Origin of the sequence: Pseudoalteromonas sp. 78C3, from assembly GCF_002836695.1 — a bacterium.
In the GTDB taxonomy this organism is placed as follows: Bacteria; Pseudomonadota; Gammaproteobacteria; order Enterobacterales; family Alteromonadaceae; genus Pseudoalteromonas; species Pseudoalteromonas arctica.
Genome location: NZ_PJAV01000146.1, coordinates 59,195 through 82,903 on the forward strand (window position 1 = coordinate 59,195; position 23,709 = coordinate 82,903).

Here is a 23,709-nt window from a genome sequence, read left to right on the forward strand (position 1 = left end):
AAAGAATTATAATGACTCAACTTAACTGCGCTCAATGCCACAGTACTCTAACGTGTAATGTAGACGATATATCAGCGTGTTGGTGCAATGAGCTGCCGGCTATTTTACCGCTTGATATCACAGCAACAAGTTGTTTATGCCGCAAGTGCACGCTTAATAAAATAAATACTTTTTTAAAGGGTGTTTATACACAACCTATTAAAACTCAAATAGACTTTGCAAAACAATTTAGAGGTAACGAAAATTTAATTGAAGGGCTCGACTACACCATGCAAAGTGGTTACATGATATTTAGTAAGTGGTTTTTTTTAAAGCGTGGTTCGTGCTGCAAAAATGGTTGTAAAAACTGCCCTTATGGTTTTAGAAAGTAAAAGCTATTTAATACAAATACGAACAAATATTGGTTTTTACCTTCTCATTTTCTTCTCTTTCACTTCTCCTTGTGAGTAATATTTTTAAATGCAATTATTCACAAAGAGGTTTAGAGACGCTGCGCTTTTAGAGTAAGTTATTGTATAAAAATAGTATTCAAATACGAGTAAGCACTGGTTTTTATCTTCTCATTTTCTTCTCTTTCACTTCTCCTTGTGAGTAATATTTTTAAATACTGTTATTCACAAAGAGGTTTAGAGGCGCTGCGTTTTTAGAGTAAGCATTAGTTTTACCTCCTCATTTTCTTCTCTTTCACTTCTCCTTGTGAGTAATATTTTTAAATACTGTTATTCACAAAGAGGTTTAGAGACGCTGCGCTTTTAACGTGAGCAAGCTTTACATATCCAACACGTCTACTTTTCTCCCGTGGCGATGGGCAATGAATCACTTGCGCCCCACTCACTCCACGAACCATCATAAACGCTTAAATTACTGTAACCACACTCGGTAGCAAATAACGCTAAAACACAGGCTGTAATACCTGAGCCACAGCTAAATTGTAGCTGCTGCGCATCATCAACCACGTCATTAAATATCGCTTTAATTTCAGTAAGTGGTTTTGCTTCACCTTTATTGAGTAAATTCATAAAAGGTAACGAGCGACTATTTGGGGTATGCCCGCTACGCATACCTTTTCGGGGTTCACTTTCTTCGCCTGTAAAACGCTTATAAGCACGTGCATCTAGCAACACAATGTTAGGCTCATCGATTGCGTCAACCACTTGTTGGCTATTAATAAAATACGCAGAGTTATAGTTTGCCGTAAAATCACCTTTACCTGACGCTTTGCTATAACCTTGTTGTGTGGCGTAATCGCTCTCTAACCACTTTTTAAGGCCACCACTGAGTACTTTAACATTGTGATGCCCCATAGCTTTAAACATCCACCACGCTCTTGCTGCGCTAAATAAACCGCCATCTTCGTATACAACTATAAACGAGTCGTTATTTACACCTGCATTTTGCATCATGTGGGTAAACTGCTGCTCGCTGCATACCATACTTGGTAAGGGATTTGATCTATCGGCCAATTCGTTTTTTATGTCAAAACGTTTAGCGTTAGGCAGCATTGCTTGCGGCGAATAAGTACCCAAAACACCTGGGCGCAGCATACCTGCATCAAATATCACTAATGCAGGATTATTAAGTTGCTCGTGTAATTGCTGACAGCTAATTAGGTTTTTCACTACGATTCCTTATCACCATGATACTTAGCAAACTCGTCATTACCCGTAAAACGCGCTTCAATCGCTTTAATGTGTTTATCTTCAGTGTGTTTCCAAACGCCAGGAATACAATATACATGTTCAATAAAGCTAAAAAACTTATCCTTTAATAATGTATTTGGTTGCCAGCCCTGCACTACTTCGTTCATATTCTCTGCTAGCTGCTCTGCAGTGCTTGCATGCTTTACCAAACCCTCAATGTTGTAACAGGCTTGTCCAAGAGTTAAAACTCGTTTATTGAGCAGCAATGCTTCTAAGCCGACCGTTGAATTAATCGTTAATACGGCTTCAGCGCACTTAATCAAATCACTTGTTTGATTTCCATTAGCAAAAATTGCAATCGGATCTTTTTCATAAAGATGAGCGTAATGTTTATGCCACGACGGATGCTCTTTAAAAACCACTTTTAAACTTGGATCGTTTAAGCTTTTGACCGCTTTAATCACCTCGTCGTAAAACATGTCCATAGAGTTTATCCACGGAGAAAAGCTAGCTAATTGAGTATCGTGAGGTACTTGAAAAGGCGCAAATATATAGCGTTCTGGCACATCGGCGCATTCAAATTCACAGCGCTTTTTATGATCAGCTCTTGGAATTAAATCCGGCGCACAAAAGTTTAGCTTATTTTGTGGGTCAAAATTTAGGTAAAAAGAAGGGTCACGGCTTAACGACGCATTATAGTTAATACCATTAGGGTCTAAACTGCTTGTACCGGGTAGTAAACCATTTTCATAATAAAACTGCTTAACACCTAATGCTTTTGCAGCCATAGCAACGGTCGTATTTGGAAGTTTATTGCCGTTCCAAATAACAATGCAGTCAGGATTAGTCTCGGTTAATAAGGCTAAATACTTAGCGTATCGTAATCGTTCAAATAAAACTAACCCAGCACTGTAAACAGCAGTAATAATAGGACTATTCCAGATAGCATTACGTGCTCTTTTGCGTTTTAGCTGAGAGTTAACTACATCAGTAAAATTAACTTGAAACGCATCTTTTAAATACTTAACAGCAGAAAGCTTAGGGGCTCCCATGATATGTAATTGGCAATCCATTGACAATTTTTTGATTATTTTTCTATAGTATTTTGCGTGTACATTTTTGCGAGAGATAAATAGGTAAGCCATACAAGCTATATTTGCCAATTATTGTTTTTATGAAATAATTCTAAGTGGACAATGACATCAAAGCAAGGTTCCCTTTACTTAATAATTACTTTAAAGCCTTTATGGCTACATTTTTATAATTTCACCACGAAGTGGTGCCATTCTAGAGAGAATATCGTTTTGCAAACTATGGCTAATGTTCTGCTCATTCATTGCATTTATAAGTAAATCAACCACATGATTAAAGTCTTTCTCTGTAATATGCATACCTGTATGGATTGCTACCATAGAGTCGCCATCGTATGTACATGGGCCTTCTACTAACATACACATATGAGTAATAAACCCTTGGCGAAAGTACGCTATATTGCTGTGTTCAAAGTAATGAATTATCTGCTCGTCATTACCTATTTGATAGATAAAGCTATCAACAATTCTGCCTATCCCCGCTTTACCATCGAGCTTTTGATAAAGCGATAATTGTGTTGAGCTAGCACAACTACAAAGCAATCCTACGCATACTATAAAAATACCAACGCTTTTCATTACCAATACCCTGTTACCGATAAATACCAACCTGTTTGATCGTCAGCTCCTGCAATGCTTCCTAAATCAAGGTAAGCCGCTGTCACACTTACGTGCTTATTAGGCATCCATGCTACAAATAAGTCTTTCCAATCTTGTTCGCCTAAGTTTAAGTTATTTGATTTTTGACGATACTCAACACCTACGGCGACTTCACGACTAAAAAATAGTGCTGTGCTGCCTTCAAATAGCACTTTACCACTACCATTTTCTCCACCGTAGCCAAGCAAACCAAGTTGATTAGCTTCGCTGTATCGTGTAGTTACGTTCCAAAACCAGTTATAACCAGCAATGGCCCCTAAATGTAATTTACTAGCAGCGAGGTAGTAGTCAGTGCCGCTGGTATCTTCTGCGCCTACAAGTGTTGCAATACTGCCATCATCCAGTGATTTATGCTGAATACCTAAGCTAAGTTGTGGCCAATCACTGTAAACAATATCACCATATAAACGTATTTTAGCACCTGTAATTGATTGCTCTATTTCAGCATCAAGTGCTGGTACATCAAAGCGCTGTTGGGCATAACTGAGCTCAACACGATTAAATAAATTAAGTTGTGCACCACATACGTCAAGTGTGTAGTCGGTTACATCTGCGCGGCTACAAAAGCCATTTACCGAAAATTCGTCATCACTTGCGTACCCAGCAAGTTGTGCCCACGGTACAATACCACCGCCGCCACTGCCTTCAATTTGAGAAACTCCCGGCGTAGCTAGCAGTTTTCCATTGCTTGCAATGCTCGGTACACTAATTATTAAAAACAAACTTGCTAATAAGTATTTAATTTTTTTCATAGTATTCCTCCAGCCATTCTTCTAATAGTTCTGCTTTTAAAGGTCTACTTAAGTAATAGCCTTGTGCATGGTCACACTGCATACCTCTAAGTAAATTTAATGAGCCAAGTGTTTCAACCCCCTCAGCTACAACCGAGAAACCTAGCTGATGCCCCAACGTAATTGATGATTGCACTATAAATTGATCTTTTTGCGATTCATCAAGTTTTAGGATAAAGCACTTATCTAGCTTAAGCTCATCAATCGGTAACATTTTTAATCGACCAAGTGATGTTTGCCCTACACCATAATCATCTAATGATATTTTAACGCCAATTGCCTTTAGGTTTTCGAGCGCTTTGATACCTTTTTCTTCGTTTTCGATCATATCGCGCTCAGTAAGCTCAATAGTGATCAGCTTAGGATCTACTTTGTACTTTTTAAGCGTACGAACTAATGCAGCATGAAAGCCCGGAAATGCTATGTCTTGCGCAGATACATTTATTGCAGCCTGTAAGTTTATATTTTTAGACTGCCAATCAGCTACTTGTGCTACAACCGTATTAACAACCCACCCAGTAAGCTCAACAATAAGGCCCGACTGCTCAGCTAAGTCAATAAACAGTTCAGGATTAACCCAGCTACCATCTTTTCGCTGCCAGCGAATAAGCGACTCAACTTTATCTATTTTTTGCGATTTCAAATGTAATTTTGGCTGATAAGTCATAAACAATTGACCATCGTCATCACTAATAGCCTGCTTTAGTTCATCAAGCATTATTAAGCGTTCTAAGTGCGCCTCGTCTTCACCATTTTGATAGTAATGTATGCTCTCTTGTGTGTTTGCAGCACTTTCAACTGCAATTAGCACACGGCGCATTAAGTCATCACTTGCAATACCTTGTGTAGGATACTGAACAATGCCCGCACTAAAGCGTAAGTTAATTTTTAGTTTTTGAATGGTGTAGCACGCTTGTAATTGTGCCATTAAGCCAACAATACCGCTTTTGTGTTCACGTGCTGCCGCAGTCGGAAACACAGTTAAAAACTCATCGCCGCCAATACGAGCATGAAAGCCCCCTAACTCATCCGAAAACTCACTTATTCTGCAAGCAACGGCCTTTAGGCAGTCATCACCAATACGCGGACCGAGCTTATCGTTTATATGGCGAAGCCCTTTGATGTCTATTGCAACGAGCGTGTACTCGGCTGATGAATCTAATTCATCATCAAGCACCTCAAGCATTGCTGAGCGGTTATAAAAGCCTGTTAGGGAATCGTGTCTGGCTTGAAAGCTAATTTGTTGCTCGCGCTGATTAATATCATTACCCATGCTATCAAACGCTGCGACTAGCGTGTCTATTTCGGTACTTTGCCTTCGCCCTTTAAATTCAAAAGCATAATTACCTTGTGCAAATTGCCTTGCTATTACAGCTAGTTGAGTAAGTGGCGTAGTTAAGTTATTTGCAAATATGCTGCTCGTAATAACACCTACAAACATAGTTAAAATAGCTAAAATAATAAGTGTAAAAAGAAGTTTTTCGAAGTCACTATAACTTTGTGTTAAATCGGCGCTCAGTAAAATAATTATAGGATGGGTCAACAACGATGGTAAATCTATATCTCGGTTACGATACACCAAATACTCACCAAAAAAACGCGATGTGGTTACGGTACTAAAATAGCTAACAGGTTCAAATTGCTCAGGGCGATTAGCTAATGAACTAATAACAATATCGTCAGCGCTACCTATAAAGCTCACATCCATGCCTGTTAAGCTTTTTAGTTCATGGGCTACATTGTCATCAATTTTAAAACCCACCAAACTATAGGCCACTGTACGTGGCGCTCTCACAGGTAATAAAATAATTTGGTAAAGCTCGTTATTTAGCACCACAAAACTAGACTCTTCTGGCGCACTTAAAAGCTCTTCCATTAACGGCTTTAAGTTATGTGCAAAAGCGTCTTCGTCAGTATTGGCGGAAATAAGCTTACCCGATAAATCAAGTAACAGCATTAATTCGGCATCAATACGTTGGCTATGATTAAACAACACACTGCTTATTGTCCCGGCATCTCGCGTTGCTACAGCTTGCTTAAAACCAAAGTCGGAGGTGAGTACTTTTGCTGCGGTTAGTAGTAGGCTTTCTTTTGATTTTAAATATTGCTTATAAACATTTTGCGCTACGGTAATGTCTTGATTTACTTTTTCTTCTTGAAACTTACTCGTAGACCACCAAAAACTAAACAAGCTGACCATAGTGGTTAATAACACTAAGCCAACACATAAAATGGTTATGCGATTTCGTAAACTATTAGTCATTACCAGCCTTAAACTTACTACCAAAGGTATTTCTAGGTGCTGGGGTCGATGTGTTTACTGTTATCTGTAACTGTTTTTGAGAATTAATTGTTATCATTTTTTTATTCTCCAATGGCGCTGTTTGTAAAGGGTGCCACACACTCACTTGTGCAGGCAGCGTATTAATAGGCAAACTAACATAGCCTTTTTTATCTGTTTTATATACGGATTCACTACTCGCTACATAGATATAGCCAACCATAGAGTCATGAATATTACACCCTAAAACAACAACCCCTTGTTGCTCAAACGTAATGGGCTCTTTTGGTTGCCCTGAATATAATCTTAGTTGAAAAGGCTTAGCTTGTGAAAAAGAATAAACATGATGGCGAATATTATCGCTGTTAGGAAAGTTAACTTTTTGACCCTGTTGTACAACTAATAATTCGGGTAAAAACTGCTTATGGACTTGATCCATTATAGCAATGGGCAAATTTGATGGTGTGGCTTGTTTGTCAGCAATATTAAGCTCAACCACTGCACCTGATAACTTTTGGCCGTGCTGATCTTCTATTACTAATTCAATATTCGCACTTAAAGCAAACTGACTAAAAAACAAACCTATAGCTAAAAAGTAATGACTTTTAGCAAACTTTTGAAATGCCCGTTCAAACATAACAACACCTAAATATTAATGTTAGGTTAAGTTAATTAGAGACGAGCACTAATTGCAAGAATTATAGCCCAGTAACTAAAAATAAAGACTTAGTTACTGGTTTTGTTAGCACTTAAGTGCTGCTATTTAACAATTAATCCGTAATCGTTTTCTAAAATAGTAATTACTTCTTGGCGAGGATCTTCAGGGATCACAATATCTTTACCCACAATTTTGCTCGCTATGCCAACATAGGTATTTGACACTTCAAGCATTACTGATTCTGGTAAAATATAATCTTTTGCTAATTGCTCACGCTCACTCATCCGATCTTTATTTAATAATACGTCGCTCTCTGGCACATTATTAATAAGTAATTGGCGAAAACCCTCTTTAGAATTCTCAACAATTTTACCGTTTTTGTATGCAGCTTCATCCCAAATACGTGACGAATCAGGCGTGCCTACTTCATCAATATATATAAGCTGTTGCGCGCCATTTAAATCCTCTACATAACCAAACTCAAATTTTGTATCTACAAAAATTTGGTTAAGCTTCGCTAGCTCATCACTAATTAATTTAAAACCTTCAACTAACAGTTTTTCGTATTTGGTTACGTCATCTGCCGATTTAAAGTTAAATACATCTAAGTTATTAGTAATGTTAGCGCGAGTTATATTTACATCATCAACTGGCGGAATATCAGCAACGCCTTCAATAATACCTTTTGTTGATGGCGTAATTAAAACGTTATCAAGCTTTTGGTTCGCTTTTAAGCCTTCTGGCAAGTCAATACCACAAAAGTTACGTATGCCTTTAGCGTAGTCACGCCACATGCTACCCGTAATATATTGGCGAGCAATTGCCTCTACTTTTACTGTACTGGCTTTGCGTACAATCCACACATACGGATGCGGAATATCAACAATATGATTACCCGCAAGGCCTGCTTTATCAAATAACTTAAACCAATGGGCTGCCACTGAGTTTAAAGCTATACCTTTACCCGGTACGCCATTTAAACCATTTTCGCCTTGCCAAATGCAATCAAATGCAGAAATTCGATCTGAAATAACCATAATAGCAAGCTCAGTACCTGTCGGTACTTGGTAGCCTTTGTCTTTAATTAATCGCGCGCTGTCTTCATCAGTTAACCAATAAACTGAACGAACTTTACCGCTGTGTACTTCACCTTTGGTACGAATGGGTAAATCATCGTTTACGTCTAAAACTTTATAGCTAGTCATGCTATCTCCGGGGTTAGGGATGCTCTTTGAGCAAAGTATGGTATGGGGTTATATGGATTGTATAATAATCTAGCCGACCTCAAAGCTCAATCGGATGCTTAAAACAAATAAAGGCATATATTTATAAGCGAGTCGCAATGGGGTAAACTTAATGTGCCAACCAGCCTGAGGAGATAGCTTGAACTACTTAACTGCCACTAAAAATAAAAAATACTTGATGTATATCTCTCAAAATTATTCGTACGCTATCTTGAGGCCTATTCAGGCTGCAGTACTAGCTAATGGTGGCGAAGTGCGCTGGTTTTTAGCGGGTAGCGAAGTAAATCCCGATTTTTTAACCACAAACGAGCAGCGTTTACATACCATAAAAGATGTTAAAAGCTGGGCTCCAAACATTACATTTATACCGGGCAATATAATTCCTAATTTTATTCCTGGTAAAAAAGTGGCTGTATTTCACGGGTTCAATTCAGGAAAATTAAATCGGAAAGGGCATGAGGATCACTTTAACATTCGTGGTTGTTACGATTTATATTGTACGCAAGGTCCAAATACAACAACCCGATTTAAAGAGCTAGCTAAGCAGCATGGTTTCTTTAAAGTAACTGAAACTGGCTGGCCAACGCTCGATCCACTTTTTAGTAATACTTCAAATAATCCTTATGTAAGTGACGACTCTCGCCCTACTTTACTTATATGCTCTACCTTCTCACGAAAGCTATCACTTGCTCCTAAATTATATGAGCAAATAAAACATTTTAGTGAACAAGGTAAGTGGCGTATTTTGATGCAATTTCATCCTAAAATGCCTGCCGAATGGGTTAATAAATACAAAGCGCTGAGTAACGAAAACCTAACATTTATTGAAACAGATAACGTCTTGCCGTTACTGCAAGCTGCTGATGTTATGCTGTGCGATACATCGTCAGTTCTTTTAATGTTTTTACTACTACGTAAACCTGTAGTCACATTTTGTAATCAAAAGCCACTTCCTCATTTACTTGATATTACCGACGCTGATGAAGTAGAAGCCGCTATTGAACATGCGCTTACTAAACCTAGTGATTTAATGCAAAATATTGAAAGCTATTGCCAGGAACTTCATCCATACACCGATGGCCAATCTAGCCAGCGCGTATTAAATGCAGCTAATGAATTTTTACAAAGTAACGATAAACTAAAACCCAAGCCACTAAATATAATAAGACAGCTAAAAATGCGCAAAGATCTAAACTACTGGGGTTGGTAACAAGATAATGATCAACCTAAAAAATGTAACTTTTAAGTGGCATAAAAGCGATAGCTCACCCACGCTCAACATAAAAGAGTTAGTTATCGAAAAAGGTGAGCATATTTTTTTACACGGTCCTAGTGGCTCAGGTAAATCGACATTATTAGCGATTCTTGCTGGCATTAATACAGCCACTAGCGGTGAGGTATCAATTTTAAACCAAAACCTAACTACATTAAGCAATACTACCCGTGATGTTTTTAGAGCGGATCACATTGGCTATATTTTTCAAAACTTTAACCTGCTTCCTTATTTAACTCCTATTGAAAATATAACGCTTGGGTGTGAGTTTTCAAAAAGCCGAAAACAAAAAATATTAAAGCAATCATCAAATAAAAACTCTGCCTTACAAAAAGAAGCGATGCGGTTATTAAATGCTTTAGGCCTTACTGCGCAGTATCACCATAAAGATGTAGCGACATTGAGTATTGGACAGCAACAGCGCGTTGCTGCAGCTCGCGCATTTATAGGCAGCCCTGAATTAATAATTGCTGATGAGCCCACATCTGCACTCGATACAAATAACCGTGAGAGCTTTATAAAGCTACTGTTTGAACAAGCAAAGTTATCTAATAGTACATTGGTATTTGTGAGCCACGATGAAACACTAAAGCCTTTATTTGACCGCTCCATTGACCTTATAAGCTTGCAGGAACAAGTATGATCATCGCTAAACTTGCTTACAAAAGCTTATTAAACCGCCGCGCAAGTGTACTGCTTACATTATTTACTATCGCAATTAGTGTAATGTTACTTTTAAGTATTGAGCGTGTACGAATTGATGCTAAAAGTAGTTTTAGTAATACTATTTCGGGCACTGATTTAATTGTTGGTGCGCGTACCGGCGACATACAGTTATTGCTTTCGTCAGTATTTAGAATTGGCCATACTAATAACGGCGTAAGCTGGAAAAGTTATGAATACATAACAAGTCAGCGAGGCGTAAAATGGAGCATACCTATAAGCCTAGGCGACAGCCATAAAGGCCAAGCGGTACTAGGCACAACACTTGATTACTTTAGCCATTATCGCTTTGCAAAAAAACAAAATTTAACCTTTAACAAAGGCCACCCTTTTGCTGCAATTAACGAAGTGGTGCTAGGTAGTGAAGTTGCAAATAAATTAGGTTATAAACTTAACGACTCTATTGTTATATCGCACGGTATGGGGAACACCAGTTTTCATCATCATGACGATAACCCATTTAAAGTCGTTGGTATTTTAAACCCTACAGGCACGCCTGTTGATAAAACGCTGCATATTCCTTTGGCTGCAATCGATTTAATTCACGGCGGTAAAGCTAGCCTTGAGCATGAGCATGAGCATGAGCATGAGCATGAGCATGGCGAACATAACAACCTAGTTGGGCACCCAAAACAAATCACAGCTTTTTTAATGGGATTCAAATCGCCTTTATACACACTACAAATTAGACGCAATATAAATCAATATAAGCCAGAAGCCTTGCTTGGGATTATGCCAACCGTAACACTTAAAGAGTTATGGGAAATGCTCGCCATAGTAGAAAAAATACTTTTGCTATTCTCAGCTGTTGTCGTGTTAGTAAGCCTACTTGGCATGTTAACGACATTGCTTGCAAATTTAAGTCAGCGTCGCCGCGAACTTGCTATATTACGTTCGGTGGGCGCTCGCCCTTGGCATTTATTTACACTTATAAGTATTGAGTCACTACTTACCACTTTACTTGGTTGCCTAGTAGGTAGTGCGCTTTATTACTTAATGATTTTTTCAGCCAGCGGTTACTTACAAAGCCATGCCGGTATAAGCGTAAATATTACAACGCTCTCTTACTATGAACTGGGCTTAATCGGCGTTATTATGGCTGCTGGTTTTATTATTGGTTTAATACCCGCTACTCGCGCTTATTTTTATTCACTCAGCGACGGCATGAGTATAAAAACATAATTTTTAGGTATTTTATGACATTTTTTAAAACAGCAGTTAATTACAGCTTGTGTATTAGCTTATTATTTATAAGCTTTATAAGCAGTGCCAACCCACCAAAAGAAACTTTTTGGGAAGACTTAATCCCTAAAAACCACGTGCAAATAGACACTCAAGCACAAGCTAATCACGAAGGTAGTGATCAAAACTGGGTGCAACCCGATTTAGATGCTCCAGTGGTAAAGGCACTTGATGGCCAATCGGTGAGTTTGCCTGGTTTTGTTGTGCCACTTGAGGGCGATAGCGAAGTAATTACCGAGTTTTTACTCGTTCCTTATTTTGGCGCCTGTATACACGTACCACCGCCACCGCCAAATCAAATAGTCCATGTAACAATTAAAGGTGGAGTACCAATAGATAGCCTATACGACGCAATTGTTGTAACTGGAATAATAAGTACTGAAACATGGTCGGGCGAAATAGCGCAGGTAGGATATAAAATGAAAGCGGTCGGTGTAGCACCGTTCGAGCTTTAAAATAAAGGGCCCGTTTTTAAAGCTGGCCCTTAAATATCATTAAATTTAGAATCGATAAAATTTAAATAACTAGATAACTACTTTTGGCAATTTGAGCAAAAAATAGTACTGCGCTGCCCCAATCTAATTTCTTCCAATTCGTTTTCACACGTCATACATGGCTTGCCTTTGCGCCCATATACTAATAACTCTTGAGCAAAATACCCAGGCTTACCATCACTTTGTGCAAAGTCTTTAAGCGTTGTACCACCTTGCATAATGGCCGCAGCAAGCGTGTCTTTTATAATAGGGATAAGTGCTTGATAACGTTTGAGCGATACTTTTCCCGCTTCTCGCTTTGGATGTATACCCGCTTTAAATAACGATTCATTCGCGTAAATATTACCAACACCAACCACCACTGCGTTATCCATAATAAATTGCTTTACGGGTACTTTTTTATTGCGCGACTGTTCGTACACGCGTTTAGCAAAAAAATCATCGGTAAGCGGCTCAGGGCCTAGCTTAGAGAGTAGCTTATGCACTTCACCTGGCTCTTGCCATAAGCAGCAACCAAAGCGACGAGGATCGTTTAAGCGCAGTGCTTTACCGTTGCCAAAAATAAACTCTACGTGGTCATGCTTTTTAAGCGGCTCACTTTTATCTACAACACGTAAATTACCTGACATACCCAAATGTAAAATAGTGCTCCCAAGCTCACAGTGCAAAAGTAAGTATTTAGCTCGTCGTTCAATACTAGTAACAATTAGCCCTTCAAGTTGATACACGTCATCAGGCACTGGCCAGCGCATACTGGCATTGTAAATATTTACCTTTGTAACAACTTGGTTTTGTACGTGGGGAGTGATGCCCATTCGGCTCACTTCTACCTCTGGTAATTCAGGCATTAATTAGACTCACTTTGTGAAAAATCAAAACTAGGAAATAACTGCTGTGCAGTTTTTAAATCGAGTGCGAGTATTCGTTGGCTACTCTTTTCGAGTAAGTAATATTGCCCATCGCCTTTATAAAGCAAATAAACCCAAGGTAAACTCTCGCCAGCCAACTCAAATGTAGCAACATATAAAGGTGCATTAGGATTAAAAACAACAGATTCGTTAACACCCATTAACCGCGCGCTTTGCCATTGGTTAATTAAATCACTAAGTTGCTGCTCAGATGCTTGCCACACAAGCGGTATGTCTTTTTGTAGTGGGGTTGTACGCCAGCTTGTTCCTATTCGCTCAATTTTTTGATCAACAAATTGCAGTGTCAGTACAAAACTTTGCTGAGGGAGTACGGCTTGTAATGTTGGTTTATCCTCCCCTCCCAAAAGTTGCTTATGCCAGCCATTTAAGAAGAAGATCATAATCAACATCGAAAATATTATAACGTTGTTCCAACCTTTACGGCCCAGTCGCATATTAATACACCTAGTAAATTCAAGATTTTAAAGTGTAACTAAAACTTAATTGCGCTGTCTATATGTTAAAGGCCCCAGACTTTGTTAGAATATCGGCAAATTTAAAGGAGTTCCGTCAATGTCTATGTATGTAGTGGGCCATAAAATCCCAGATTCAGATTCTATTTGTGGTGCAATTGCACTGGCTTATTTAAAAAACCAAATCGATGAGCCTGCAATTCCAACTCGTCTTGGTGAAATTTCACCTGAAACTCAATTTATCCTTGATAAATTTGGCTTCGAAGCACCAGAGCTTAAATTAAGCTACGCGGGTGAAGATGTGTATATTGTAGATCACACAGAAAAAACACAAGCACCCGATGATATCGACCAAGCTCGCGTTGTTGGCGTGGTAGATCACCACAAATTAGGTGACTTAACATCATCTACTCCGCTTGAATGTTGGATTCGTCCTGTTGGTTGTTCAAACACCATTATTAAAATGATGTACGACTTCTACAGCGTAGAAATCCCTAAAGACATCGCGGGTATTATGATGTGTGCAATTTTAAGCGACACTGTCATATTTAAATCACCAACATGTACCACTGCCGATATTAAATGTGTTGAAGCGCTAGCTGAAATTGCAGGCGTAGAAGACTTTAAAGAATTGGGTATGGATATGTTCCGCGTTAAATCTGCGGTAGAAGACACACCAGCACGTGATTTAGTAATGCGTGACTTTAAAGATTTCAACATGAACGGTAACCTAGTAGGCATTGGCCAACTAGAAGTAATCGACCTTGCTGTTTTTGACGATATTAAAGCAGACCTTGCAGCCGATATTGCTAAGCTAAAAGTTGAGGGTAATCGCCACTCTGTATTTTTACTGCTTACCGATATAATGAAAGAAGGCTCAGAAATGCTAATTGTATCTGACGATGCAAACTTAGTTGAGCAGGCTTACGGTGTAAAACCAGAGAATGATAAAGTATGGTTAGATGGTGTACTGAGCCGTAAAAAGCAAGTAGTACCACCACTACAAGATGCATTCACAAAAATCTAATTGTGTTTTCATTTATTGATTTAAAAGCCTTGTTGGTTATGCCAACGAGGTTTTTTTATGTCAATTCGCTAATCATAGTTTAAAAACAAAAAACCCAGCCTAAGCTGGGTTTTTAAATTCTAAAAGAAGAACTAAAATTACTTAATTTTAGCTTCTTTAAAAAGAACATGTTTACGAATCTTTGGATCAAACTTTTTGATTTCCATCTTCTCAGGCATGTTACGTTTGTTTTTGTCAGTAGTGTAGAAAAAACCAGTACCGGCAGTTGAAACTAAACGGATTTTATCGCGCATGATTCAGATCCTTAAACTTTAACGCCGCGAGCACGGATTTCTGTAAGAACCGTGTCGATGCCTTTTTTATCGATAATACGCATACCTTTAGTAGTAGTGCGTAATGTTACAAAACGTTTTTCACTTTCAACCCAAAAACGGTGTGTTTGTAGGTTAGGTAGGAAACGACGTCTAGTCGCGTTTCTCGCGTGTGAACGGTGATTACCAACCGCAGGACGCTTACCTGTAACTTGACATACTTTAGACATGTCTATATATCTCCAATAACTTCGCTCGAGCTTAATTTAATCTAAGGCCGTGTATTTCCGCCCTAGAGATAAATCGAAGGGCGCTCTTTATACAGCTTTTACAGGCAAAGATCAAACACTGATCTATCCAATCAGCTCATATATGTAAATTTGATAGCGGCTAATTATAAAGATCGAATGCCCTTAGGGAAAGTAAAAACTGCATTTAAATTAAACTAATTTGCCAAAACACGTTAAACAGCTCATTTTTAACACACTTCTGTATCTAACAAAGCTAAATCAGGCCTCGCTCGGCAAACGAAACACACGTTTCTCCACCAACAATGATGTGATCGAGCACACTTATGTCGACCAATTGCAGTGCTTGCTGCAATTTATTAGTAATAAGTTTGTCTGCTTGGCTCGGTTCTGCAATACCACTTGGATGATTATGCGCAAAAATAACAGCGGCTGCATTATTTTTAAGCGCAGCCTTTACCACTTCACGCGGATAAACACTGGCAGAATTAATTGTGCCATAAAAAAGTATTTCATCTTTTACTAATCTATTTTGGCTATCTAGGTATAACACCATAAATACTTCTTGTTGCAAGCCTCGCATTTGAATTGTTAGGTAATCGTAAACTGAGTTTGGCGAATTAAACACGGCGTCTCGTTGGCAACGCTCCTGCATATAACGTTGGCTTAGCTCTAACACAGCTTGTAGCTGAACATACTTAGCGGTCCCTAACCCCTTTTGAGAGCAAAACTCCTCAATGCTGGCATTAAACAAATTATGAAGTGTTTTATTTTCGTTTAATAAATGCTGAGCCAACTCAATTACATTCATTCCCGGTAACCCTGTTCGTAAAAATATGGCAAGAAGCTCTGCGTCAGTCAGCGCCTTAGCCCCCTTTGCTATGAGCTTTTCACGAGGTCGAAGTGAGTTTGGTAGTGAAGTAAGTTGCATTATTCATCCTTGAGAGGCGAAAGTGTCTTATAAATGTAATGCAAATTTGAAATTTAGCCTGTTATTTCGAATTAAAAAACTTCGCTGTATGAGTAAAGATTTGTTATTTTAAGCCCAATATTTAATAAAAACTGATGAACATCCATGACTAACTTAACAAACAAAAAAATTGTACTAGGTATTACCGGCGGTATTGCAGCTTATAAATGTGCAGAACTCGTTAGGCGATTAAAAGACTCTGGTTGTGAAGTAAAAGTAGTTATGACTGAATCAGCTAAACACTTTATTACACCACTGACCATGCAAGCCGTTAGTGGAGAAACAGTCTCTGACTCATTACTAGACCCTTCTGCTGAAGCTTCAATGGGCCATATTGAATTTGCAAAATGGGCTGACTTAATTTTAGTTGCTCCTGCTACCTGTAATATTATTGCTAAAATGGCAGCCGGCATTGCTGACGACCTACTAACGACGTTACTGCTAGCAACGCCTGCAAAAGTCGCAGTTGCACCAGCTATGAACCAGCAAATGTATGCACACGCAGCAACACAAGCTAATTTAGCCACATTAAAAGCACGTAACGTACTTATTTGGGGCCCAGGTAAAGGTGAGCAAGCGTGTGGTGATATAGGCGCTGGACGCATGTTAGAGCCTCATGAGCTAGTTGCGCTATGTATAGCAAAAGAGCAACCGCAATTACTTGCAGGAAAAACAATTACAATAACAGCAGGCCCAACGCGTGAGCCTCTCGACCCAGTACGTTTTATATCAAATCACAGTTCAGGAAAAATGGGTTATGCACTGGCAGAAGCCGCTTTGCAACTCGGTGCTAAGGTTAATTTAATTTCGGGTCCGGTCACTATAAAAGCCCCTACTGGCGTAAACCTTATCAATATAGAAAGCGCTGAGGAGCTATTAACTGAGTCACTTACCTATGCACCACAATCAGATGCTTTTATAGGTTGCGCTGCTGTTGCGGATTATCGAGCTGCAAACATTGCGACTCAAAAAATGAAAAAGCAAGGCGACGAACTCACTCTTACTTTAACTAAAAACCCTGACGTAATTGCAGCTATTGCCAACCTTAAACAAAACCGTCCTTATACTGTGGGGTTTGCCGCCGAAACTCAAAATGTAGAAAGCTATGCTAAAGGTAAACTACAAAATAAAAATCTAGATATGATTTGCGCTAATGACGTATCAAAAAGTGGCTTAGGGTTTAATTCCGATCATAATGCTTTAACACTGTACTGGCATAACGAACAACTAGAATTACCAACTACAAGTAAAATAGAAATAGCTCGCAAGGTGATCGAACAGCTGGCTAAACATCTATAAAAAGGCTGGAAACAAACTGAATAAAACATTAACATACGCCAATCATTTGAACAAAAAATGACTAGGGTTCTTAACTGCGCCACTAAGAATAACTAATAAAAAGGAATGTTCATGCCTGCGACAAAAAGAAGTAATCGCAAAGAGCAAATACTGCAAGCACTCGCACAAATGTTAGAAACTAATTTAGGACAACGTATCACCACAGCAAAACTAGCTGCTGAGGTGGGTGTGTCTGAAGCCGCGCTATACCGTCATTTCCCGAGCAAAGCGCGTATGTTTGAGGGCTTAATTGAGTTTATTGAAGATACCCTTTTATCTCGTATAAATATTATTATTGAAAACGAAAAAGAAAGCCAAACGCGCATTTATAACATTCTATTATTACTTCTAACCTTTGCTGAAAAAAACCCAGGTATTACGCGTATTTTAACTGGCGACGCATTACAAGGTGAGCAGGAACGTTTACGCGAACGTGTACAAACCTTGTTTGAAAAACTAGAAACTCAGTTTAAACAAGTACTTCGTGAGCGTAAATTACGTGAAGGTAAAAACTTTCAAAGTGATGAGCTTACACTTGCAAACTTTTTACTTGCCTACGTTGAAGGCAAAATGAACCAGTTTGTACGTAGCGACTTTAAAGCAAAGCCAAGTGTTCAATTTGAAAAACAATGGCTTGAGCTACAAAAAATTTGGCTGTAATGTTTCCTAAATTAATAAATTAAATACCAAAAAACGACCTACGGGTCGTTTTGTCGTATGTAGCTGCCATTTATCTGATCCGCTCGAATTGTGAGCCAAACTCGTTACAATGAAACAATGTCATAATACGAGAATCAATAATGAAAACAAAACTCACCTTATTAAGCACGGCACTCGTTGCCAGCTTAACTAGCACCGGCATACACGCCAAAGAATCGCTACAATTTAAAGACGTTTTTAGTTTTAAATCAGCTAAAAGCACGCAACTATCTGACAATGGTCAAGTACTCACTTTTAGTGCAACGCCGTATCGTGGAAATGCAACTGGCCAAGTTTACTCACTACAAAGCAATACTCTCATCGCAGAAGTAGAACGCGGCACTAAACCTCATATTAATAAAGCCGCTAACTGGGTCGCTTTTACACAAGTGCCTACCTTACTTGAAAAAGAAATAACCAAAAAAAAAGACACACTTAAAAACAATCTGGTACTCGTAAACACACAATCAGGTGCTCAACAAAGCTTTGCTGATGTAAAAGATTACACGTTATCTGATGACGGTATGTGGCTTGCTTATCGTTTAAATAAAAAAGACGATGACGCAAAAGTAGAAGATAAAACCGATAGCACTAAAAACGAAGAAGACAACGCTATCACGCCCGATAAAAAAGATAAGAGCTATGCGCTTGTTATCGTAAATTTATCTGATAAACGCACCCATACAATAGAAAACGTATTTAGCTACGCGATTAACTCAGCCAACAGCCAGCTATTAGTGAGTCAAAGTTACAGCGATGGTAATAACAACCAAATAGCGTTAATTGAGCTAAGTGACTTTAATAGCAGCGTATTAATTGATGAACCGGGCGCAATCGCAAATAAAATAGCATGGCACCCAACTGACAATATTGCAGTGTTTACATTAGGTAACTATGTAAATGATGACACGCGCCGTCGAAGCTACAGTTTACAGCTATATAAAAACGATAAACTTTCAACAATAGCCTCACCTGATAAAACATGGACCCTAGGTAAAACAGCATCCCTTAAATGGTCAGAAAATGGCGAGCGCTTATATTTTGAAAACCATCCAAAGCTTGCCGCTAAAGTAAAAGCCAAAGAATATACCGACGAAGCTTCACTATACGACTTTGACACCATACGTGAACATAAAGGTTTAGATGTATGGCACAACAACGATGCGCAAATAAAACCGCGTGAAGAACAACAATGGAACGAAGTTAATAAAAACCGCCATTACAGCGCGGTATATCACGTTAACTCGCAAAAAGTGGTACAGCTAAGTACACCAAACATGCCTGAGGTTGCACTAAACCCTGAGCGAGATGCCTCTTTACTTGGCTCATCTAACATCCCCTACTTAGAAAAAATAATGTACGGCGGTTTTTTTGCTGATTACTTTGCAGTAAATATAAACACCGGTAAACAAACTCCCATTATTAGCAACTACCCGTTTAGACCAAGCCTTGCACCTAATGGTGAGTTTGCAGCTTATTTTAACGACAGCCAAATACAGCTAAAAGATTTAAAAAATAATAAAATAACACCGCTTACAAAAGCGATGCTGGCAACCTTTGCTGATGACAAGCACGACTACCCTTCTACTCAACCTGGTTATGGTTTTGCTGGTTGGATGACCGATAGCAGCCAAGTACTTGCTTATAGTAAATACGATATTTGGGCGTTTGATGTAAAAACGCAGCAAGCTAAACGCTTAACTAATGGCAAACAAAGTAATACGCAGTACCGTGTTATTAAACTTGATAAAACCCAAGTAGGCTTTAAAAAAGACGATACATTACTTGTCTCTGCTATTAATCTACAAACTAAACAAAGCGAAGTGGCAAAGCTCGACTTAACCACTAACACAATAACTAACGTGCTTAGCGGTAATAAACGCTTTGATATGGTTAAAAAAGCCAAAAAGGCTGACAAGTATTTATTCACCTCGCAAACTTATAGCCAATTTCCTGATTACTACCAAACTAATTTTAGCTTTAGCGCACCAAAACAAGTAACCACGCTAAACCCACAAATTAGTAATTTTGCCTGGGGCGAAAAGCCAGAACTAATAAGCTATAAAGGCTTTGACGGCGAAGATTTACAAGGCGTCCTAATAAAACCAGCGGGATATAAAAAAGGCGATAAAGTACCTGTGGTTGTGTATTTTTACCGTTACATGAGTCAACGCATGTTTGATTTTCCAAAAATGGAATTAAACCATCGCCCTAACTTCCCTATGTTTACCTCAAACGGTTATGCAGTATTTTTACCTGATATTCGTTTTGAAATAGGTCACCCGGGTAAATCGTCAACGCAAACCATGATAAACGCTACCCAAAAATTAATAGATTTAGGCATAGCCGACCCAGATAAAATAGGCTTACAAGGTCACTCTTGGGCGGGCTATCAAAGTGCGTTTATGATAACCCAAACAGATATGTTTAAAGCGGTTGTATCGGGTGCGCCAGTATCAAACATGACCAGTGCTTACAGTGGCATACGTTTAAAATCGGGCCTTGCGCGTCAATTTCAATACGAAACAGGGCAAAGCCGTATTGGCAAAAACTTATTTGAAGCACCAGAGCTTTATATAGAAAACTCACCGGTGTTTTTTGCAGACAAAGTTAATACACCTATCTTAATAATGTCTGGCGACAAAGACGATGCAGTGCCTTGGCATGAAAGTGTGCAGTATTACTTAGCGCTACGCCGTGCAGGAAGAGATGCTACATTTTTACAATACGAAGGTGAACCACACCACTTGAAAAAGTTTCCTAATCAGGTCGATTTTTCAGTACGTATGATGCAGTACTTTGATCATTACTTAAAAGGCAAACCAGCTGAAAAGTGGATGACAAAAGGCGAGGCATTTATAGAGGAATAGATATAACATTTATTCAGAGCTCTACGTAAGCGATAACGTTGAGCTCTGCGTCAATTAAATCAAGGCGAGGCATATTACATTTAAGTAATCAGTCACTACCTAGTCCTTCATACCTTTGAAAAATGCTGTAATGATCTTTAAACTTTTATAAACACCACCGTATATAAGCGTTTTAATCAAAGTAAAAAACTATAATAAAAGCCTAATATAAGTAATAATCACTAAATTCAGAGGTTAAAGAGTCGTTCATTATGCTAGGTTTTTGGTACAAAGAGTTTCCACAATACCCAAAAGACCATAAGGATTTTTGGCGTACTCGCTTAATAGCTCACTCTTTACTAATAACTACATGTTACTTTTTAGCTTTAACACTCCTCAATCTTTTTTATTTTGAAAGCTATGACATTGCTTTAATTGATGCCTTAGGACTTACGATATCGTTAGGTATTTATACTTGGTTTAATAAAACAGCCAATGTAAATGCAGCAGCGTGGGCTGTCACCCTTATGGTCGTTAGCTTAATAATGATGTTTGTGGTTTCTGTAGGTGGGCATGCGCATTCTTTATTTTGGGCGACGTTAATCCCGCCTTTTAGCTTTTTTTTAGTTGGAAGAAACTGGGGAAGCCTATTTAGTGCAGTCGCCTTTACTATTTGTGCGTATCTTGTGTATTTACAACAACAGCAAACTGTAACAATTGGCTTAGGCTCTTTATTTAATCTCATAGAGGTAAGTCTTGCTCATATTTTAATTTTTAGATTTTACGAAAAAACACGGTTTTCGGCATACACTCGATTATCTATCCGTAACTTAGAAATTCAACACTTAGCAGAAACCGATAAGTTAACGGGGCTTTATAACAGGCAAAAATTTGATTTTGAATTATCACAGTTAATTGCTAAAAATGACGTTTTTAAAACCCCGCATTGCTTACTTATTTGCGATATAGACCACTTCAAAAATATAAATGATACCTACGGGCATTTAGTTGGCGATAACGTACTCACTGAATTTTCTAAAATATTAAAAATGCGTATGGGAAATGATGCACTTATTGCGCGATGGGGTGGAGAAGAATTCACTATTATTTTATCCAACACCTCTTTAAATGATAGCGCTAAAAAAGCCGATGACCTGAGAAAGTATATTGCCGAAAACACAATTACAAATGTAGCATTTACTATAAGTATTGGGTTAGCAACGATACAAAAAGACGATACAGTGCTAAAACTATTGGAACGGGCTGATACTGCGCTATATAAGGCTAAAAATAATGGACGCAATAAAATATGTGTTAGCGATAACGATTCAACCGTTATCGCTCAATCAACCTACTTAAATGGGTTTATAGCCTAAACTTAAGCGTACTGCCCACAAGCAAATCCACAGCTCCAAGCATACTGGAAATTGTAGCCCCCTAACCAACCCGTTACGTCAGTTACTTCGCCTATAAAGTATAGGCCTTTAGCTTTTTTAGCTTCAAAGGTTTTTGAGCTCAACTCGTCGGTATCTACACCGCCCAATGTTACTTCTGCTGTTCTATAACCTTCTGTGCCATTGGGTTTAATTTGCCAAGCATGAATATAATTTACCAGCTCATCTATTTGGGCATGTGTAAGCTGATTAATATTACAATCTGGTATCGCTTTGCTTTCGTGCAGTATTTCTATAAAGCGTTTAGGTAAAATAGTCGAAAGGCTGTTTTTTAACGACTTTTGGGCTTGTGTTTCACGCCAATCAGCAAGTTGCTGCCTTAAATCAATTTCAGGTAATAGGTTTATAGTTACAGCCTGCCCTGCTCGCCAAAATGAGCTTATTTGCAATATTGCAGGGCCCGATAACCCTCGGTGAGTAAAGAGGATATTTTCTTTAAATACGGTGCCGTCTTCGCTTGAAACTTCACATGGAATACTAATTCCCGAAAGCCCTTCAAAACGCTCTTTATCATGCTGATGCAAAGTAAACGGCACAAGTGCAGCCATAGTTGGTAACACGCTTAAGCCAAACTGCCCTGCAATTTTATAACCTATTGGTGTAGCCCCTAGTTTTGGCATGGTTAAGCCACCCGATGCAATAACTAACGACTCACAGCTTAAGGTTTCTTGCTCTGTGGTAACGCTATAGCCGGTTTCGGTTTTTGATACGCTGATCACTTCACTGCGTAGCTTTATATTTACTCCGGCCCACTCACATTCGGTTAGTAAAATATCAACAATGTCTTGTGCATTGTTATCGCAAAAAAGCTGGCCTAGTGTTTTATGGTGATACGCCAAGCCATGTCTGTCCACCAGCTCAATAAAGTCATGCTGTGTATAACGACTTAAGCATGATTTAACAAAATGAGAGTTTGTGCATAAGTAGTTATCCGGGGTTGCATTTTCATTTGTAAAATTGCAACGCCCACCACCACTTATTAAAATTTTACGACCTGGTTTTTTTCCCATATCAAGTACTGTAACGCTTCGGCCACGGTATCCAGCTTGCGCTGCACACATTAATCCTGCAGCTCCCGCACCTATTACAATTACATCTACTTGGGTCATTTATTTATCTCATTAAAAAATTTGCTCGATTATAGCAAAGTTTAATAGCTAACAACGCAGCATTTGAATTATTAGTAATAACACAACAAAAACACATCAGTAATAAGTGGGGAATAATTACTCGCACAATAAAACAACCCTTTATGCTTATTTTTAATTTATATGACAAATACTAAACAACGAGTAAACCGCTAAAAACCTGGGTTATAACTAAATGAAAGAGGTA

Annotated in this window: 23 protein-coding genes; 10 read left to right on the forward strand and 13 right to left on the reverse strand. The window is 38.6% G+C overall.

Features of this window, described 5'->3' with window-relative positions:
• Positions 1-11 precede the first annotated feature (11 nt).
• Positions 12-371 (forward strand): DUF5522 domain-containing protein, encoded by a 360-nt coding sequence (locus CXF76_RS11220; protein WP_101163685.1) that lies wholly within the window; start codon positions 12-14, stop codon positions 369-371.
• A 414-nt stretch (positions 372-785) separates the two neighbouring features.
• Here CXF76_RS11220 and CXF76_RS11225 read toward each other — a convergent pair whose 3' ends face one another.
• From CXF76_RS11225 to CXF76_RS11255, 7 genes are all read right to left on the reverse strand, one after another.
• On the reverse strand, positions 786-1,619 hold the full coding sequence (locus tag CXF76_RS11225; protein ID WP_101163686.1) for a sulfurtransferase: 834 nt from the start codon (positions 1,617-1,619) through the stop codon (positions 786-788).
• A complete protein-coding gene (locus CXF76_RS11230) occupies positions 1,619-2,713 on the reverse strand; it encodes a capsular polysaccharide export protein, LipB/KpsS family (RefSeq protein WP_007581963.1) in 1,095 nt (364 codons plus the stop codon). Before CXF76_RS11230 ends, CXF76_RS11225 begins: the two co-directional genes overlap by 1 nt.
• Positions 2,714-2,890: 177 nt before the next feature.
• The gene (locus tag CXF76_RS11235; RefSeq protein WP_007581961.1) at positions 2,891-3,310 is read right to left on the reverse strand and encodes a group I truncated hemoglobin; all 420 of its coding nucleotides are present in this window, start codon (positions 3,308-3,310) and stop codon (positions 2,891-2,893) included.
• Entirely contained in the window at positions 3,310-4,143 is an 834-nt protein-coding gene (locus CXF76_RS11240; RefSeq protein WP_007581959.1) for a DUF3034 family protein, read from the reverse strand. The genes CXF76_RS11235 and CXF76_RS11240 overlap by 1 nt, the downstream gene beginning before the upstream one ends.
• Complete coding sequence (locus CXF76_RS11245) at positions 4,130-6,445, reverse strand: bifunctional diguanylate cyclase/phosphodiesterase (protein ID WP_101163687.1); 2,316 nt, start codon at positions 6,443-6,445, stop codon at positions 4,130-4,132. Before CXF76_RS11245 ends, CXF76_RS11240 begins: the two co-directional genes overlap by 14 nt.
• Complete coding sequence (locus CXF76_RS11250; RefSeq protein WP_101163688.1) at positions 6,438-7,100, reverse strand: methylamine utilization protein; 663 nt, start codon at positions 7,098-7,100, stop codon at positions 6,438-6,440. The genes CXF76_RS11245 and CXF76_RS11250 overlap by 8 nt, the downstream gene beginning before the upstream one ends.
• 122 nt (positions 7,101-7,222) lie before the next feature.
• Positions 7,223-8,326 carry a phosphoribosylaminoimidazolesuccinocarboxamide synthase gene (locus tag CXF76_RS11255; protein WP_101163689.1) on the reverse strand — a complete coding sequence of 368 codons (1,104 nt, stop codon included), beginning with the start codon at positions 8,324-8,326 and terminating at the stop codon, positions 7,223-7,225.
• Positions 8,327-8,504: 178 nt separating this feature from the next.
• Between CXF76_RS11255 and CXF76_RS11260 the strand changes: the two genes are divergently transcribed.
• The 4 genes from CXF76_RS11260 to CXF76_RS11275 are packed head-to-tail and all read left to right on the forward strand — an operon-like array spanning position 8,505 to position 12,058.
• Positions 8,505-9,575 carry a CDP-glycerol glycerophosphotransferase family protein gene (locus CXF76_RS11260; protein WP_101163690.1) on the forward strand — a complete coding sequence of 357 codons (1,071 nt, stop codon included), beginning with the start codon at positions 8,505-8,507 and terminating at the stop codon, positions 9,573-9,575.
• A gap of 7 nt (positions 9,576-9,582) precedes the next feature.
• Complete coding sequence (locus CXF76_RS11265) at positions 9,583-10,281, forward strand: ABC transporter ATP-binding protein (RefSeq protein WP_101163691.1); 699 nt, start codon at positions 9,583-9,585, stop codon at positions 10,279-10,281.
• Positions 10,278-11,543, forward strand: coding sequence for an ABC transporter permease (locus tag CXF76_RS11270; RefSeq protein ID WP_101163692.1), 1,266 nt, complete (start codon positions 10,278-10,280; stop codon positions 11,541-11,543). The genes CXF76_RS11265 and CXF76_RS11270 overlap by 4 nt, the downstream gene beginning before the upstream one ends.
• A 14-nt stretch (positions 11,544-11,557) precedes the next feature.
• On the forward strand, positions 11,558-12,058 hold the full coding sequence (locus tag CXF76_RS11275; protein ID WP_101163693.1) for a DUF3299 domain-containing protein: 501 nt from the start codon (positions 11,558-11,560) through the stop codon (positions 12,056-12,058).
• Between the two features lie 77 nt (positions 12,059-12,135).
• Here the strand turns inward: CXF76_RS11275 and mutM are convergent, their stop codons facing one another.
• Both mutM and CXF76_RS11285 read right to left on the reverse strand, forming a co-directional pair.
• On the reverse strand, positions 12,136-12,945 hold the full coding sequence (gene mutM / locus CXF76_RS11280; protein WP_007581941.1) for a bifunctional DNA-formamidopyrimidine glycosylase/DNA-(apurinic or apyrimidinic site) lyase: 810 nt from the start codon (positions 12,943-12,945) through the stop codon (positions 12,136-12,138).
• A complete protein-coding gene (locus CXF76_RS11285; protein ID WP_101163694.1) occupies positions 12,945-13,460 on the reverse strand; it encodes a hypothetical protein in 516 nt (171 codons plus the stop codon). Before CXF76_RS11285 ends, mutM begins: the two co-directional genes overlap by 1 nt.
• A 118-nt stretch (positions 13,461-13,578) precedes the next feature.
• Here CXF76_RS11285 and CXF76_RS11290 point away from each other — a divergent pair, with 118 nt between their 5' ends.
• Positions 13,579-14,505: a manganese-dependent inorganic pyrophosphatase gene (locus tag CXF76_RS11290; protein WP_007581938.1), complete on the forward strand. Its 927-nt coding sequence runs from the start codon at positions 13,579-13,581 to the stop codon at positions 14,503-14,505.
• A 137-nt stretch (positions 14,506-14,642) separates the two neighbouring features.
• Here CXF76_RS11290 and rpmG read toward each other — a convergent pair whose 3' ends face one another.
• The 3 genes from rpmG to radC form a co-directional block, all read right to left on the reverse strand.
• On the reverse strand, positions 14,643-14,798 hold the full coding sequence (rpmG, locus tag CXF76_RS11295) for a 50S ribosomal protein L33 (protein ID WP_004335545.1): 156 nt from the start codon (positions 14,796-14,798) through the stop codon (positions 14,643-14,645).
• 11 nt (positions 14,799-14,809) lie between these two features.
• A complete protein-coding gene (rpmB, locus tag CXF76_RS11300) occupies positions 14,810-15,046 on the reverse strand; it encodes a 50S ribosomal protein L28 (protein WP_004335549.1) in 237 nt (78 codons plus the stop codon).
• Positions 15,047-15,320: 274 nt separating this feature from the next.
• Positions 15,321-15,995: a RadC family protein gene (gene radC / locus CXF76_RS11305; RefSeq protein ID WP_007581936.1), complete on the reverse strand. Its 675-nt coding sequence runs from the start codon at positions 15,993-15,995 to the stop codon at positions 15,321-15,323.
• Between the two features lie 144 nt (positions 15,996-16,139).
• Between radC and coaBC the strand changes: the two genes are divergently transcribed.
• From coaBC to CXF76_RS11325, 4 genes are all read left to right on the forward strand, one after another.
• On the forward strand, positions 16,140-17,333 hold the full coding sequence (coaBC, locus tag CXF76_RS11310) for a bifunctional phosphopantothenoylcysteine decarboxylase/phosphopantothenate--cysteine ligase CoaBC (protein ID WP_007581934.1): 1,194 nt from the start codon (positions 16,140-16,142) through the stop codon (positions 17,331-17,333).
• Between the two features lie 111 nt (positions 17,334-17,444).
• The gene (slmA, locus tag CXF76_RS11315) at positions 17,445-18,032 is read left to right on the forward strand and encodes a nucleoid occlusion factor SlmA (RefSeq protein WP_004335558.1); all 588 of its coding nucleotides are present in this window, start codon (positions 17,445-17,447) and stop codon (positions 18,030-18,032) included.
• 140 nt (positions 18,033-18,172) lie between these two features.
• Entirely contained in the window at positions 18,173-20,941 is a 2,769-nt protein-coding gene (locus tag CXF76_RS11320) for a S9 family peptidase (protein WP_101163695.1), read from the forward strand.
• A gap of 251 nt (positions 20,942-21,192) precedes the next feature.
• On the forward strand, positions 21,193-22,296 hold the full coding sequence (locus CXF76_RS11325; protein WP_101163696.1) for a GGDEF domain-containing protein: 1,104 nt from the start codon (positions 21,193-21,195) through the stop codon (positions 22,294-22,296).
• Positions 22,297-22,298: 2 nt separating this feature from the next.
• Here the strand turns inward: CXF76_RS11325 and CXF76_RS11330 are convergent, their stop codons facing one another.
• Positions 22,299-23,483: an NAD(P)/FAD-dependent oxidoreductase gene (locus CXF76_RS11330; protein WP_024590641.1), complete on the reverse strand. Its 1,185-nt coding sequence runs from the start codon at positions 23,481-23,483 to the stop codon at positions 22,299-22,301.
• Between the last annotated feature and the right edge of the window lie 226 nt (positions 23,484-23,709).

Excerpts from the sequence above, each read along its gene's own strand:
- CXF76_RS11220 (WP_101163685.1), top strand. The coding sequence starts at position 12 with ATGACTCAACTTAACTGCGCTCAATGCCACAGTACTCTAACGTGTAAT.
- CXF76_RS11230 (WP_007581963.1), bottom strand. The coding sequence starts at position 2,713 with ATGGATTGCCAATTACATATCATGGGAGCCCCTAAGCTTTCTGCTGTT.
- CXF76_RS11235 (WP_007581961.1), bottom strand. The coding sequence starts at position 3,310 with ATGAAAAGCGTTGGTATTTTTATAGTATGCGTAGGATTGCTTTGTAGT.
- CXF76_RS11240 (WP_007581959.1), bottom strand. The coding sequence starts at position 4,143 with ATGAAAAAAATTAAATACTTATTAGCAAGTTTGTTTTTAATAATTAGT.
- CXF76_RS11245 (WP_101163687.1), bottom strand. The coding sequence starts at position 6,445 with ATGACTAATAGTTTACGAAATCGCATAACCATTTTATGTGTTGGCTTA.
- CXF76_RS11250 (WP_101163688.1), bottom strand. The coding sequence starts at position 7,100 with ATGTTTGAACGGGCATTTCAAAAGTTTGCTAAAAGTCATTACTTTTTA.
- CXF76_RS11255 (WP_101163689.1), bottom strand. The coding sequence starts at position 8,326 with ATGACTAGCTATAAAGTTTTAGACGTAAACGATGATTTACCCATTCGT.
- CXF76_RS11265 (WP_101163691.1), top strand. The coding sequence starts at position 9,583 with ATGATCAACCTAAAAAATGTAACTTTTAAGTGGCATAAAAGCGATAGC.
- CXF76_RS11270 (WP_101163692.1), top strand. The coding sequence starts at position 10,278 with ATGATCATCGCTAAACTTGCTTACAAAAGCTTATTAAACCGCCGCGCA.
- CXF76_RS11275 (WP_101163693.1), top strand. The coding sequence starts at position 11,558 with ATGACATTTTTTAAAACAGCAGTTAATTACAGCTTGTGTATTAGCTTA.
- mutM (WP_007581941.1), bottom strand. The coding sequence starts at position 12,945 with ATGCCTGAATTACCAGAGGTAGAAGTGAGCCGAATGGGCATCACTCCC.
- CXF76_RS11285 (WP_101163694.1), bottom strand. The coding sequence starts at position 13,460 with ATGCGACTGGGCCGTAAAGGTTGGAACAACGTTATAATATTTTCGATG.
- CXF76_RS11290 (WP_007581938.1), top strand. The coding sequence starts at position 13,579 with ATGTCTATGTATGTAGTGGGCCATAAAATCCCAGATTCAGATTCTATT.
- rpmG (WP_004335545.1), bottom strand. The coding sequence starts at position 14,798 with ATGCGCGATAAAATCCGTTTAGTTTCAACTGCCGGTACTGGTTTTTTC.
- rpmB (WP_004335549.1), bottom strand. The coding sequence starts at position 15,046 with ATGTCTAAAGTATGTCAAGTTACAGGTAAGCGTCCTGCGGTTGGTAAT.
- radC (WP_007581936.1), bottom strand. The coding sequence starts at position 15,995 with ATGCAACTTACTTCACTACCAAACTCACTTCGACCTCGTGAAAAGCTC.
- coaBC (WP_007581934.1), top strand. The coding sequence starts at position 16,140 with ATGACTAACTTAACAAACAAAAAAATTGTACTAGGTATTACCGGCGGT.
- slmA (WP_004335558.1), top strand. The coding sequence starts at position 17,445 with ATGCCTGCGACAAAAAGAAGTAATCGCAAAGAGCAAATACTGCAAGCA.
- CXF76_RS11320 (WP_101163695.1), top strand. The coding sequence starts at position 18,173 with ATGAAAACAAAACTCACCTTATTAAGCACGGCACTCGTTGCCAGCTTA.
- CXF76_RS11325 (WP_101163696.1), top strand. The coding sequence starts at position 21,193 with ATGCTAGGTTTTTGGTACAAAGAGTTTCCACAATACCCAAAAGACCAT.
- CXF76_RS11330 (WP_024590641.1), bottom strand. The coding sequence starts at position 23,483 with ATGACCCAAGTAGATGTAATTGTAATAGGTGCGGGAGCTGCAGGATTA.